This window comes from Gemmatimonadaceae bacterium (assembly GCA_019637445.1).
Classification (GTDB): Bacteria; Gemmatimonadota; Gemmatimonadetes; order Gemmatimonadales; family Gemmatimonadaceae; genus Pseudogemmatithrix.
The window spans coordinates 993,282-1,007,331 of sequence record JAHBVS010000001.1 but is presented as its reverse complement, the minus strand read 5'-3'; the positions used below and the strand labels follow the sequence as shown (position 1 = coordinate 1,007,331).

The window sequence follows — 14,050 nt, the reverse complement described above, 5'->3', positions numbered from 1 at the left end:
AACTAGGCGCGCTGCCCCCTCGCCGACAGTATTACGGATGCGCTTTCTGGGGTGACTCTGGTCACCGAGTCGCTAGCTTTGGCGGATGCGAATCAAGTCCGCGCTCGCCCTCGTCATCCCGCTGGCCTGCTCGGCCCTCTTTGTCCGGCTTGGCGTCTGGCAGCTGGATCGGCACGCCGAAAAGGCGGCGTTCAATAGTGGATTGACCGAACGGCTAGCAACTGCTCCTGTGGCGGTGCGGTCGGTGTGGTCGGATACGGCACTGGCTCGCTGGAGACAGGTCGCAGCCGAAGGTCTATTCCGATTTGACCTAGAGCAGGTGCACGCAAGCCGCGCAAACAACGGATCTCCAGGTGTGCACTTGATTACACCGTTGGAGTTTGAAGGTACTGATACTGTTGTTATGGTGGCTCGTGGATGGGTCTATTCACCCGATGCGTCCACCGTCGATCTCGCACGGTGGCGAGAGCCAGACTCAGTGAGCCTGCGCGGCTACTTGCTGCCGTTGCTAGACAGCGGCCCTCCGGCACCTACCGAACGATCAGCGCCTCTCCGTAGTCTCAATCGGGCCGCACTCGAGTCCAGGATTCGCCGACCCGTCGCGCCCGTCCTGCTCATGATGACCTCGGACTCCGCCGCCCGCGCCGACTCGGTGCCGAGACGCCTCGAACCCCCGGTACTCGACAACGGCCCGCATCGCTCGTACGCGATCCAGTGGTTCTCCTTCGCCCTCATCGCCCTCATTGGCGGCATCGTGCTGTTCCGGCGCAGTGCCGTTGTGCGGCCGGGCGCCGACGGGTAGCTATAGATACGCTGCGGGAAGCCCTGCGACCCGCCATTGCTGGACCCACAATCCTGGAGGTGGCCCCCGTGGCCGACCAATCCCACGCCCTCGCCTCCGAGCAGGAGGCCCGCGACGTCGCCGAAGACGCGCGCGAATCCGAATGGGCGCACCCGAGCTTCGTGAAGGAGCTCTTCCTCGGCCGATTCCGGCCTGAGCTCATCCATCCATTCCCGGCCAGCGACAACGCCGACGCCGCCGACGCCAAGGTCTTCCTCGGCAAGCTCGCCGAGTTTCTGGGGCGTTACGACGCGGATATGGTGGACCGCACCGGCGACATTCCCGAAGCCTACGTGCAGGAACTGCGCGAGATTGGCGCCTTCGGCATCAAGATCCCGAAGGAGTACGGCGGACTCGGCCTCTCGCAGATGACCTACGTGAAGGCAATGGAGCTGGTCACCGCCAAGTGCGGCTCGCTCTGCGCGTTGCTCTCCGCCTCGCAGTCCATCGGCGTGCCGCAGCCGCTCAAGCTCTTCGGCACGGACGAACAGAAGAAGGAATTCTTCCCGCGCATCGCCAAGGGCGGCATCACGGCCTTCGCGCTGACCGAAGTGAACGCGGGTTCGGATCCCGCCAACATGAGCACCACCGCCACGCCCAGCGAGGATGGCACGCACTGGGTGCTCAACGGCGAGAAGCTCTGGTGCACGAACGGCACGCGGGCCGACCTCTTCGTCGTGATGGCGCGCACGCCGGACCGCATGGTGAACGGCAGGCTGCGCAAGAAGCAGATCACGGCGTTCATCGTAGATGCCAAGTCGGCGGGCATCTCCATCAAGCACCGCTGCCGCTTCATGGGCCTCAAGGCGATCGAGAACGGCTGGCTGTCCTTCGAGAACGTCAAGGTGCCGAGCAAGAACATCCTCTGGGGCGAGGGCAAGGGACTCAAGCTCGCGCTCATCACGCTCAACACCGGACGCCTGACGATTCCCGCCAGCGTGGCGGGCGCCACCAAGGCGCTGCTCAACGGCGTACGGCAGTGGGCCAACGAACGAGTGCAGTGGGGCCAGCCGATCGCCAAGCACGAGGCGATTGCGCAGAAGATTGCGCGGCTCGGGGCCAGTGCCTTCGCGATGGAATCCGTGGCCTACCTCTCCACCGCGCTCTACGAGCGTGGCGGGACGGACATCCGGCTCGAGGCGGCGATCGCCAAGATGTTCAACACGGAGCTGGCCTGGCACAGCGTGGATGACGCGCTGCAGATCCGCGGCGGCCGCGGTTACGAGACCGCCGATTCACTCCGTGCGCGCGGCGAGACGCCGTTCCCGGTCGAGCGCGCGATGCGCGACTCGCGCATCAACCTGATCTTCGAGGGCTCGAGCGAGATCATGCGGCTGTTCATCGCCCGCGAGGCAGTGGACGCGCACTTCTCGATCGCCTTCCCGATTGTGGACCCGAAGAGCTCCTTCGGCACGCGGGTGAAGTACCTGCTGAAGGCGGCGCCATTCTACGCCACCTGGTATCCGGCGCGCTGGATCCCCTCGCTCGGGCTCTACGGTGAGTTCGGCCGCAATGCCAAGCACGCGCGCTACGTGGCGCGCGCCACGAACCGGCTCGGCCGCGCATTGTTCCACGCGATGCTGCGTTTCGGTCCCGCGCTGGAGAAGCGACAGATGGTGCTCTTCCGCGCGGTGGACATCGGCGCCGAGCTGTATGCGATGAGCGCGACGCTCTCGCGCGCGCAGATGCTGGCCAAAGAGGGCAACAAGGAAGCCTTGGCGCTCGCCGATGCCTTCTGCCGCGAGTCCCGCGACCGCATCGAGGCGTCGTTCCGCAACCTGTTCGGCAAGCACGATCCCACGCTGTACAAGCTTGCGCAGGCCATCGTGCGCGGCGAGCACGCCTGGTTGGAGCGGGGCGTGGTCGAGCCGACGCCGTACGAGCAGATGCTGGAGCCCGTGCCGGCGTCGGCTGAACCTGCGCGTGAAGTGGCTAGTGTCTAGCTGATCCCGCGGCTATCTGCCGCGCATTCACGTAGGCCGCGATTGCCGCAGCCTCGGGGGCCGTCACCTCGAGCTGCGGCATCGTCGCATTCGCGCTGATGCCGACACTGCGCTGCGACGCTGGGTCGAGGATTTTCCGCTCCACCCAGCCGGCGGGATACGTGCGCCCCGTGAGGTTGGGACCGACTTGCACGACGCGGATCTCTTCAAGCGCATTGTCGTCGGTCTTGGCGTGGCAGCCGGCGCAGCCCTTCGCAACGAACAACTGCTGGCCGCGCGACAACGGGCCGTGCGCTGCGCCAGCCAGGGTCGCGGTGGCAGACGAGCCATTCGTCACGGCTCCGTTCGCGCGCACCGCCAGCGGCAGCATCGGCGCCGTCCACCCGTAGAAATCGGTATCCACACTGACCCGCAGCTCGCCGGCCTCCTCAGGCGTGAAGGTCGCGCGGTACACCCCCGGCTGCTCGGTACGCTGGGTGCGCAGCTTCTCCCGGCTGCCGAGCAGGCCAGGGGCCTTCAATTGCAGCACGGGTTCGCGGCCGGCGAGCAGTTCCTCGCCGTGCTGCCGCATCGAGAACGTCAATGTGGTCGCCTTGCCGGCCTCGAGCGCCTCGGGCCATTCGTGCATCGTCACGATCACCCAGCCGCCGTGGTACGGTACTGCCGCCATCGCCATCGCCATCGCTGCCGCCATCGGCACGAGCACCCGCGTTCTCCAGCGTCGCATCACACACCTCCGGGGATGAAGTCAGTCCATCGCCCAGAGCCAGAGTTTGCGACCGAGGGCGACCCAGACCGGTGCGTCCTCCTCCCCCCACATCGGGTTCAGACTCCGGCGCCAGTCGTCGAGCATACGACGGTCCAGGGCGACGATTCCTTCCGTGGTCACGCCGGTCGGGGCCGGGTTGAGCTGCGCGAGGGCCTGCACCAGCGGCGCCCGCAGGTCGGCTTCGACGCGCTGCAGCGCGTGCCACAGCGTGATCCCCGCGAGTTGCCGCGTCACCACGGCGGCCTCGGGCGCGGGCATCGCCGCAACGAGCAGTGCGACATCGTCCGCCGTGCCCTGCGAGCGATCGATGCGCGCCAGGGCGTCTCGCGCGCCGGCTGGAAGCTCGGCAACTACAGGAGTGCCCGGCACGCCATCGGCTGCAACGGATGCTTCCATACCAGCCGGCACGAGTGAGCGCCGGCCGTTCTCGCCGAGCTCTACCCAACCGGCAGTGACGGCGAGGCGAGTCGCGCCGCCCTCGGCGACCTCCAACGTGTACGCGCAACCAAGATCGGTGGCAAGCACCCGAGGCGTCTGCACGAAGAACAACCGCGGCGGTGCCTCAATGATGACGTCGAGGCTTCCGCGCTCGAGCGACAGCCGATGCTCGCTCCACTTGCCGCGCTCGAGTCGCAGCCGGCTGTCGGGTCCCACATCGGCCGTGCCGATGCGTCCGACCTGCAAACGCAGGCGCTGGTCCGAGTCGGTCTCCAGCCACTCGCCTGCCGTGAGCGCGGAGGGTGCCGCATCGCTGCCGAACGACACGACCCGCCAAGCGTCTGGTGCCGCGTATTGTCGCACGGCACCCGCGAGGCCGCCGAGCATCAGCGCAGCAAGTCCAGCGGCTACTGCCAGCGAACGCGGTACGCGTCGGCGTGCGAAACCATCGTCCGCGCGAGAAGGCCGCTGCAGTTCGGCCTGGATGTCGCGCCAGCGGGCCTCGGGGTCTGGCAGGGCATCGTGACGCCGAGTGGCTTCGGAGAGTCGGGCCTCGATGCGGCGCACAGCGTCGTTGCTGTCGCCGGTCACCAGGCGCTGGTTGCGCTCGAGATCAGACACGGGCCGCCTCCGGTTCCGGCGCGAGTAGTTCCGCCAACGCTGCGTGCGCGCGGCTTAGGCGCGAGGCCACGGTGCCGCTCGTGGTCTCCAACGCCGCCGCAATCTCATCGTAGCTCAGTTCATCGAAGTATCGCATCAGCACCACCAGGCGCAGCTTGGGCGAAAGTTTGGCCACGGCGGCCAGCACGGCCGAGCGCTCGGAGTCGTCCGTCGGTTCGACCGCTGGATGCAGGTGCTCGGCGACATCGCCAAACACGAAACGTCGCCGTCGCCGCAGCTCGTCCGTACAGGCATTGGCCACCGCGCGGTACAAGTAGGTGGACAGCCGCGCATCGGCGCGGAAGTTTGGCGCGGCACGGAAGAAGCGCACGAAGACCTCCTGGGTCACGTCCTGTGCGGCGTCGTGGTCGCCGCGCAGGAAATGCAACGCAATGGAGTGCACGCGGTCGCGATAGCGGTCGAAGCACGCGCGCTGCGCGTCCGGCTCGCCACGGCGGCAGCCGGCCACAAGCGTTGCCTCGGCGTCACTCGCCGTCGCTCCGCGGGTCGTCATCCGGCTATGGGACGTGCCATGCGCCCAAATCCTTCCCTGGCGTTTCGAGGCCGCCTACGCGCGCCCGGTGAGGCCCCGGGATGCCGCGTGGCTAGGCGACGCGGTCCCGGCGGAACTGCAGTAGCACCACCGCCGCCACGATCAGCGCACCGCCCAGCATCGTCGGCAGCGTGAGCGCCTGTGAGAGCACCACCACGCCAAGCAGGGCCGTGAGGAAGGGCTCAACGGTGGAGACGATGGCCGTGCGTACGGGGCCGAGGCGGATCAGGCCCATCAGGAAGAACACGCCCGGCAGCACCGTGCTGAAGATCGTGAGGATCAGCAGCACGCCCCACGTCTCAAGTGGGATCTGGTAGGTGAAGCTCTGCGTGAAAGACGCGACGACGAGGAATGCCACGGCCGAGCCGATCTTCGTGTACGCAGACACGGGCGCAACCGGATGGTCCTTCGTGAGCACGCGCATCATCGGGATGTAGGCACCGTAGATCAGCGCCGCGCCGAGGGCCAGTGCCACACCGCGCCAGTCGATGCCCGCCGTGCCCGGCATCCCGACCATCACGCCGATGCCGACGAAGCTGAGTGCCAGCGCTGTGGCACGACGCGCATCCAGCTTCTCTGCGCCGCGGATGGACTGAAAGAGCGCCACCCACGCCGGATACGTATAGAAGAGAAAGGCCAGCGTTGCCGCGGGGATGTACCGAAGCGCGCTGAGGGCCACCCCAACGAGCAACGCTTGGCCGAAGCCTCCCGCGCTGAGTAGCACCAACATCTCACGCGGAGGAATGCGCTTGTAGTTGTGCAGTCCCACCCACACGGTGAGCACCACGGCGGAGAGCGTGTAGCGCCAAGCCAGCACCGTGGCCAACGAGAGCCCCGCGGCCGTGGCCAGCGAGGTAAGGATGGCGACCGCCGCAAAGCCGGCCGCCGCAAGCAGTGTGAAGAAGGTGCCGGCGCCGAAGGCGGCCGGGTCGATCTTCAACTCGCGGGAGGACGTGGTCATCGCTGGCTCAGCTTAGGCGGGCGCTGGGGCGTCCACGGTTGGTGGGGTGGCGCGCTCGAGGACGAGGATCGCCGCCACAATGCAAGTGCCGCCGAGGATGGTTGGCATGCCGAGCGGCTGGGCGAGAATTGCCAGTGCCAGCACCGACGTGAACAACGGCTCGGTCGTCGAGAGGATCGCCGATCGCACGGGCCCAAGCGCTTCGAGGCCACGCAGGAACGTGAGGAACGCCACGACGGTGCAATACAGTGCTATCCAGGCCACGAAGCCCCAACCCGCAGGCGTGCTCGGCACCACGAACGCGTTCTCGTACAGCGCCATCGCGATGAAGATCGCTGCCGCGCCGACGATCAACCACGCGGAGGCCGTGGCGGGATCCAGCGGGCCGCGCAGCCGATGCAACAGCGGGATGTACAGCGCGTACACCACGGCGGCGCCGAGCGCGCGGATGACGCCGGGGAAGGGCAGTGCGAGATCCCAGGGCGCCCCAACCATCAAGGTGATGCCGAACAACGCAAGCGTGAGCGCGCCAATGCGTGTGGGCGTGAGTCGCTCGAGCCCCGTCACGGCGGCAAAGACCGCGACCCAAGCTGGATACGTATAGAAGAGGAAACCCAGCGATGCCGCCGGCAGCCACTCCAGCGCGGACAGCGAGAGGTAGGTGACCACTGCCTGTCCGCCACCGCCGAGAGCGAGCAGCGCGAGGATCCGCCGCAGCGGCACCGAGAACACCGCCTTCGGTCCGGCGATGCCAGCGAGCACCGGTGCCGCCAGCGCGTACCGCCACGCCATCAGCGCCAACAGTGTGATGCCAGCCTGTCCCGCCAGCGTCGTCACGATGCTCAGCGACCCGTAGGCGCTGGCCGAGATGACGATCAACAGCGTGGCCCGCCGCGTGGTGATCAGAGCAGCGTCCCGCGCAGGATGGCGATGGCGGTCGAGAAGTAGAGCACCACGCCGGTGACGTCCACCAGCGTGGCAACCAGCGGCGCCGAGGCGCTGGCAGGGTCGAAGCCGAGTCGCCGGAGCACGAAGGGCAGCATCGCGCCGGTGAGGGTGCCGAAGAGCACCACGCCGACCACGGTCACGCCGATGGTGGTGGCGAGCAGCGTGTAGTGCTCGCCGAATCCGTAGAGGCCCGCCCATTCCCAGATGAGGATGCGCAGCACGCCGACGGCGGCGAGCATCAGGCCGAGGACCAAGCCCATCCCGGCCTCGCGTAGCATCACGCGCGTCCAGTCGCGGGCGCCGAGTTCCTGCAGGGCCATCGCGCGGATGATCAACGACGTGGCCTGCGAGCCGGAGTTGCCGCCGGAGGAAATGATGAGCGGCACGAAGAGCGCGAGCACCGTGGCCGTGTTGATGGCGTCCTCGAAGTAGCCCATCGCCGCGGCGGTGAACATCTGGCCGACGAAGAGCACCAGCAGCCAGGGCGTGCGCTTCTTGAGCAGGTGGACGAAGCTCACGTGCAGGTAGGGCTCCTCGAGCGCCTCCATGCCGCCGAACTTCTGCGCGTCCTCCGTCGACTCCTCCTGGATGACGTCGATGACGTCGTCCACCGTGACGACACCCAGCAAGTGCCGCGTCTCGTCCACCACCGGCACGGCGACGAGGTCGTAGTTGGACGTGAGCTGTGCGACGGCCTCGCGGTCGGCCTCCGGGTGCACCGTGACGATTTCCGTCCACGCGATCTCGGCGAGCTTGGTGCCGGCCGAGGCCGCCAGCAGTTCGCGCAGCGAGAGCACGCCGGTGAGGGCGCCGCGGCTGTCCACTGCGTAGATGGTGCCCATCGCCTCGCGGCGTCCCGCGCGGGCAATCGTGCGCACCGCGGCCAGCGCGTCGTCGGAGGTGAGTTGGTCGTGCAGCGAGACGAACTCCGTGGTCATCAGGCCGCCGGCGGTGTCTGGCTCGTACTGCAGCAGCCGCTCGGTCTCGGCGCGTTCGCGCTCGGGGATTGCCTCTAGGATCTCGTCGGCGACCTCCTCGTCCATCTCCTCGAGGGCGTCGGCGCGCTCGTCCGGCGTCATCCGCGAGATCAGCGCCGCCGCCTGCTCCGGCTCCATCGTCTCGAGCAGTTCGGCGCGCAGTTCGTCGTCGAGGTACTCGAGGACCTGGGCGGCGCGCGGCAGCGGCAGCGCGCCGAGCAGGCGCGGGACGAGCTCCGGCTCAAGCAGCTCGGCGACGTCGGCGAGGTCGGCGGCGTGCAGCTCCTCCGTCTCCGCGGCGATGGCCCGCGGATCCGTCTCGAGCAGGTCGAGGATGTCGGGGGCGACCAGGGCGGCGACAGACCGCTCGGAATCGCGCTCGTCTTGGTGCACGGGGACCTCGCCGGAAGCCGGGCTCGCGCGCGCGAGTCCTTATAGGGGCGGGAGGGGACACCCGAAGGTAACGGCGGCGCGGAAGGCGTGGAACCCGCCGTCACGGACGGGTCACAGGCGGGCCAGAACGTGCCTGGGGGAAGAACCGGCGCAACCCTTTCGTCGAAAGGACTGTCGAACCCCACGAAACCCGAGACCGCGCGCAGGCGTAGGCCTGCGTACATCGCTCCACCGGCGCCCGACCCCCACCGGGACCCCATCCCGGACCATTTTCATGTTGCTGCCGCTCGTTCTCGCCTTGCAGTCGGCTGTCGCCGCCGGCCCAACCGCCCCGCCCCGTACTGGAGTCGTCAGCAGCCCCGATCCCGTCGTGATCCCCGCGCCGACCGCGCGCGCGGCCACGGCGGCCCGCGCCGAGACACCTCCGGTGCTCGACGGCAAGGATACGGATGAGATCTGGCGCGTTGCGCCGGCCATCACGCAGTTCCGCCAGCACGATCCCGTTGAGGATGGCGATCCGCGCTTCCGGACGGAGGCGAAGGTCGCCTACGACGCCAAGTACCTCTACGTGTACGTGCGCGCCTTCGATCCGTCGCCGGACTCGGTGATGGCCTTCCTCTCGCGGCGCGACCAGCGCACGCAGAGCGACTACATCCACCTGATGGTGGACGCCTACAACGACAAGCGCACGGGCTTCCGCTTCTCCGTGAACCCGCGCGGCGTGAAGCGCGACTTCTACCTGTCGAACGACAGCAACGAGGATGCGTCCTGGGACGGTGTCTGGGACGTGGTGACCGCGGTGGATGAGCAGGGCTGGACCGCGGAGTTCCGCGTGCCGTTCAACCAGCTGCGCTTCCCGGCGGCCGACGAGCATACGTTCGGATTCGCGATCTGGCGCGATGTGGCGCGCTACAACGAGCGCGTGTCCTGGCCGCTGTACCGCCGCAGCCAGACCGGCCTCGTGTCGCAGTGGGGCGAGGTGGACGGCTTTGCGGGCATCGCCTCGCCGCGCCGTCTCGAGATGCTGCCCTACACGGTCTCGTCGAACGCGCCGCGCCCGCGGGCCGGCGGAGGATTCGAGCGCTACCAGCAGACGACCGTGGGTGCCGACCTCAAGTACGGTATCACCTCGAACCTCACGCTCGACGCCACGGTGAACCCGGACTTCGGCCAGGTCGAGGCGGATCCTGGCGTGCTCAACCTGTCGGCCTTCGAGCAGTTCTTCGAGGAGCGGCGGCCCTTCTTCCTGGAAGGTGCGGGCATCTTCTCGTTTGCCAACAACCTGTTCTATTCGCGTCGCGTGGGCCGTTCACCGCAGCTCAGCGGCACCTACTACGACGTGCACAACCCGCAGAACAGCACCATCCTCGGCGCGGCCAAGATCACGGGCCGCACGGCCGGTGGGCTGAACGTGGGCTTCCTCAATGCGGTGACCCAGCGCGAGCTGGGCGCCAGCAACCGGACGATCGAGCCGCAGACCAACTATCTGGTCGCCCGCCTGCAGCAGGACCTGCGCGGCGGCAACTCCGGCGTCGGCATGATGGTCACGGCCACGAATCGGTCGCTGGACGACGATTCGCGCGACTACCTGCGTGACGGCGCGTACGCGTTCGGCATCGACGCGCGGCATCGCTTCTGGAACAACAACTATCAGGTCAGCGGCTCCGCCGTGGGCTCGTACGTGACTGGTAGTCCCGAGGCGATGCTGCGCACGCAGCTCACCTCGGTGCACCAGTACCAGCGGCCGGACTCGCGCTTCACCGTGGACTCCGCGATGACGTCGATGGGGGGATCGCGCATCAACGCCGGCGTGAGCAAGACGGGCGGCGGCATCACGCGGTTCAACTTCGGGGCCACGCGCACCAGCGCCGGCTACGAGGTCAACGACGCCGGATTCCTGTCGCGGGCCGACATCCTGCAGAACGGCAACTGGTACGGCCTGCAGTTCCAGACGCCGACCAAGTACTACCGCCGCATGTTCGTGAACTTCAACCAGTGGAACGACTGGAACACGCAGGGGATGCGGCTCAACTCCGGTGCGAACGTCAATATCAACGGCGAGCTGCCCAACCAGTGGTGGTTCTGGACGGGCTGGAACGTGAATGGCATCGGCGAGGTCTACGACGACCGCTCCGCCCGCGGCGGTCCGGCGCTACGCCGCAACCTCCGGCAGAACGGCTGGTTCGGCTTTGAGACGGACGGTCGCAAGCCGATCAGCCTCGTGCTCCAGGGATTCTTCGTGCTGCCGGACGCCAGCGAGACCAGCGAGTGGGGCGTCGATCCGTCGATTGCCTTCCGCATCGCCAGCAGCGTGCAGGGCAGCCTGGGCCTCGGCTACTACTGGAGCAAGAACGACCAGCAGTGGTACGGCAACTTCGATACGCCGACCGGTCGGGCCTACACGTTTGCCCGCCTGGACCAGCGGACCACCTCGTTGACGGCACGGCTGGACTACACGATGACGCCGACGCTGTCGCTGCAGCTGTACGCCCAGCCGTTCATCACCTCGGGCGACTACTCGAACCTGCGCGAGATGGCCGACCCGACGGCGGACCGCTACGAGGACCGCTTCCAGCCGTACACGGCAACCACCCCGGACGACTTCAACTTCAAGCAGTTCCGTTCCAATACCGTGCTGCGCTGGGAGTACCGGCCCGGCTCCGTGCTCTTCCTGGTCTGGCAGCAGGGGCGCGAGGACTTCTCGAATCCGGGCACCTTCGACTTCGGCCGCGACTACCGCGACCTGTTCCAGACCCGGGCCAGCAACACGTTCCTGATCAAGGCCTCGTATTGGTTCTCGATGTAGCGGCGGGGGTCCTGAAACCCGGTAAACCCTCGGGCCGTACAGGGTGTCAGAAGGAGTGAAGGACGTTGGCCGGCAGGTGGGTGCAGGCCGGTGCTGGTGGGGGGCCGGCCGGCCCCCTGTCGGGCCAACGGGGTAGAACTGACCGCAGGTGCAACACCAACATCGATCCGCCACGCACTGAGGTGAAGGGCAGTGCGTGGCGGTTCGTGCGTCTGGGGCCTGGTCTAGGGCTCGCCGAGCGTCGGCAGCTGGCGCGGGAGTTCGCGAACTCGCTGCAGTGAGAAGCCTGCGGCCGAGAGCGCCTCGCGAAGCGCCTGCACACGGGCCGTCTGTGCCGCGGCGGGGGCGGAGGCGGGCTCCATTCCTGTGGGGTTCGCGCCTGAGGCCTCCGCGCCAGCGGACACCACGCCGTCGAATTCGACCACGGCCCGCCCAAGCTCCACCTCCGCCCCGCGGAGGCCCTCGACGGCAGCGAGCGCGGTGAACACCGCGTGCCGCGCGTGCACCGCCAGCATCCCGTCGATCGTGAGCTCGAGCCGCATCACGCAATCTGCTCGCGACGAACCGCGTCGCACTACCCCAAGGCAGGGCCGTGGGCGCATCTTCACCCTCACTATGAACGTCGCCTTTCTCGGACTGGGCGCCATCGGAACGCCGATGGCGCGACACCTCGCCAAGCCGCCGTTTGCGCTCCGCGTGTGGAACCGCAGCGCGCAGAAGGCAGCGGACTTCGTCGCCGCGCACTCGGCGCAAGGCGCCGTGCAGGCCAAGACGCCCGCCGATGCCGCGCGTGGGGCCGAGGTGGTAGTCACCTGCTTTCCGGTATCGGCGGATGTCGAGGGCCTGCTCGACGGCGCCGATGGTCTCCTCGCGGGACTCTCGAGTGCTGCCGTGCTCGTGGACTGCACGTCCGGCGACCCGGCCACCTCCCGCCGCATCGCGGCGCGACTCGCTGAGCGCGGCATCGGCTTCCTCGACGCGCCAGTCTCCGGCGGCGTAGTCGGGGCGGAGCAGGGCAAGCTCACCGTGATGGTCGGTGGCGATGCCGCGACCCTTGAACGCGTGCGGCCCGTGCTCGAGGCCTTCGGCACGCGCATCGTGCCCTGTGGCCCCATCGGCGCCGGAGATGCCGTGAAGGCCGTGAACAACGCGCTGCTTGCCCAGCACATCATCGGCACGGCCGAGGGGTTATTGGCGCTGGCCAAGGCGGGTGTCTCACCCAGCGTCGCGCTCGAGGTCATCAACGCCTCCAGCGGCCGCTCGAACGCCAGCATGAACCTCTTCCCCGAGCGTGTGCTGAGCCGCGCCTTTCCGCGCACGTTCCGCCTCGCACTGCTCGACAAGGACGTCGGCATCGCCACGGGCGTGGCCGACGAGCAGGGCGTGGAGGCGCCGATGCTCGCGCTCGCCTCGCAACTCTACCGCGAGGCCCGGCGCGCGCTTGGCGAGGAGGCCGACCACGTCGAGATCGTGCGCTGGCTGGAGCAGCGCGCCGGCGTCGAGTTGCACGGCGACCCCAACCACGCCTGACGTGCCGTCCCGCACTGAAGGAATCCGTGCCCACTTCCCGGCGCTCGAACGCCGGTACAACGGCCTGCCGATCGCCTACTTCGACGGCCCCGGCGGCACGCAGGTGCCGCGGCAGGTCGTGGACGCGATGGCCGACTACCTCACGCGCCACAACGCGAACACGCACTGGGCGTATCCGACCAGTGCCGAGACGGACGCGATGCTCGACGCGGCGCGCGCGGCGCTGGCGGACTTCCTCAATGCATCGCCGCGCGAAGTGAGCTTCGCCAACAACATGACCACGGGCACCTTCCACTTGGCCCGCGCGCTGGGCCGTGGCTGGAGTGCGGGCGATGAAGTGCTGGTCACGGATCTCGACCACCACGCGAACGTGGCGCCCTGGCGCGCGTTGGAGCGCGAGCGGGGTGTGGTCGTGAGAAGCGTGCGCGTGGATGTCGAGCGCGGCGTGCTCGACTGGACGTCCCTCGAGGAGTCGCTGAGCTCGCGCACGCGGCTGCTGGCCATCGGGGCGGGCTCCAATGCGCTGGGCACGATCACCGACGTGGCGCGGGCCACGGAGCTGGCGCATCGCGCCGGCGCGCTCGTGTACGTGGATGCCGTGCACTACGCCCCGCACGCCCTCGTCGACGTGCGTGCCATCGGTTGTGATTTCCTCGGCTGCTCGGCGTACAAGTTCTACGGTCCGCACGTTGGCGTGATCTACGGTCGTGAGGCGCTGCTCGTGGAGCTCGACGTGCCGCGACTCGAGCCGGCTCCGGACTACGCGCCGGACCGTCTGGAGACGGGCACGCAGAACCACGAAGGCATCGTGGGCTCGGCGGCGGCCGTCGATTTCCTCGCTTCGTTGGGGCAGGGGGCGACTCGCCGGGCGCGACTGGCGTCGGCATACGCGCATCTCCACGAGGATTCGATGGCGCTGTTCCGGCGGCTCTGGGACGGTTTGGGCGACATCCCTGGCGTCACGCGCTTCGGGCCGACGCCGGACCAGCCGCGCACGCCGACCGTCGGCTTCGTGGTGAGGGGCGTGGACAGCGAGTCCGTGACGCGGAGCCTGGCCGAGCGCGCGGTGTTCGTCAGCCACGGCGACTTCTACGCGTCCACCATCGTGCGCCTCCTCGGCCACGCCGACGATGGCTTGGTGCGTGCCGGGCTCTCCTGCTACACGAGCGCGGACGAGGTCGAGCGCCTGCTCGAGGGCGTACGGGCGATCGCAGCCTGACGCTTATATTCC

General features: G+C 68.2%; 12 protein-coding genes. 5 read left to right on the top strand and 7 right to left on the bottom strand.

Features of this window, described 5'->3' with window-relative positions:
- The first annotated feature begins 85 nt into the window (after positions 1–85).
- Together KF709_04700 and KF709_04695 are read left to right on the top strand one after the other, a co-directional pair.
- On the top strand, positions 86–802 hold the full coding sequence (locus KF709_04700) for an SURF1 family protein (GenBank protein MBX3173685.1): 717 nt from the start codon (positions 86–88) through the stop codon (positions 800–802).
- A 68-nt stretch (positions 803–870) separates the two neighbouring features.
- Complete coding sequence (locus KF709_04695) at positions 871–2,784, top strand: acyl-CoA dehydrogenase family protein (GenBank protein ID MBX3173684.1); 1,914 nt, start codon at positions 871–873, stop codon at positions 2,782–2,784.
- Here the strand turns inward: KF709_04695 and KF709_04690 are convergent.
- The 6 genes from KF709_04690 to mgtE all read right to left on the bottom strand — a co-directional run bounded on the left by KF709_04690 (position 2,774) and on the right by mgtE (position 8,483).
- Entirely contained in the window at positions 2,774–3,511 is a 738-nt protein-coding gene (locus tag KF709_04690; protein ID MBX3173683.1) for a cytochrome c, read from the bottom strand. The two genes, KF709_04695 and KF709_04690, sit on opposite strands and share 11 nt — an antisense overlap.
- A gap of 21 nt (positions 3,512–3,532) precedes the next feature.
- Positions 3,533–4,612, bottom strand: coding sequence for a hypothetical protein (locus KF709_04685; GenBank protein ID MBX3173682.1), 1,080 nt, complete (start codon positions 4,610–4,612; stop codon positions 3,533–3,535).
- On the bottom strand, positions 4,605–5,165 hold the full coding sequence (locus KF709_04680; GenBank protein ID MBX3173681.1) for a sigma-70 family RNA polymerase sigma factor: 561 nt from the start codon (positions 5,163–5,165) through the stop codon (positions 4,605–4,607). The genes KF709_04685 and KF709_04680 overlap by 8 nt, the downstream gene beginning before the upstream one ends.
- A 91-nt stretch (positions 5,166–5,256) precedes the next feature.
- Entirely contained in the window at positions 5,257–6,165 is a 909-nt protein-coding gene (locus tag KF709_04675; protein MBX3173680.1) for a DMT family transporter, read from the bottom strand.
- 12 nt (positions 6,166–6,177) lie between these two features.
- On the bottom strand, positions 6,178–7,044 hold the full coding sequence (locus KF709_04670) for a DMT family transporter (protein MBX3173679.1): 867 nt from the start codon (positions 7,042–7,044) through the stop codon (positions 6,178–6,180).
- Positions 7,045–7,067: 23 nt separating this feature from the next.
- The gene (gene mgtE / locus KF709_04665) at positions 7,068–8,483 is read right to left on the bottom strand and encodes a magnesium transporter (protein ID MBX3173678.1); all 1,416 of its coding nucleotides are present in this window, start codon (positions 8,481–8,483) and stop codon (positions 7,068–7,070) included.
- A gap of 370 nt (positions 8,484–8,853) precedes the next feature.
- Here mgtE and KF709_04660 point away from each other — a divergent pair, with 370 nt between their 5' ends.
- Positions 8,854–11,289, top strand: coding sequence for a carbohydrate binding family 9 domain-containing protein (locus tag KF709_04660; protein MBX3173677.1), 2,436 nt, complete (start codon positions 8,854–8,856; stop codon positions 11,287–11,289).
- A 224-nt stretch (positions 11,290–11,513) separates the two neighbouring features.
- Here KF709_04660 and KF709_04655 read toward each other — a convergent pair whose 3' ends face one another.
- Positions 11,514–11,831: a hypothetical protein gene (locus KF709_04655; protein MBX3173676.1), complete on the bottom strand. Its 318-nt coding sequence runs from the start codon at positions 11,829–11,831 to the stop codon at positions 11,514–11,516.
- Positions 11,832–11,904: 73 nt separating this feature from the next.
- On the opposite strand from KF709_04655, the gene KF709_04650 reads away from it, so the two are divergent.
- Complete coding sequence (locus tag KF709_04650) at positions 11,905–12,819, top strand: NAD(P)-dependent oxidoreductase (GenBank protein MBX3173675.1); 915 nt, start codon at positions 11,905–11,907, stop codon at positions 12,817–12,819.
- A gap of 1 nt (position 12,820) precedes the next feature.
- Complete coding sequence (locus KF709_04645) at positions 12,821–14,038, top strand: cysteine desulfurase-like protein (protein MBX3173674.1); 1,218 nt, start codon at positions 12,821–12,823, stop codon at positions 14,036–14,038.
- Positions 14,039–14,050 lie beyond the last annotated feature (12 nt).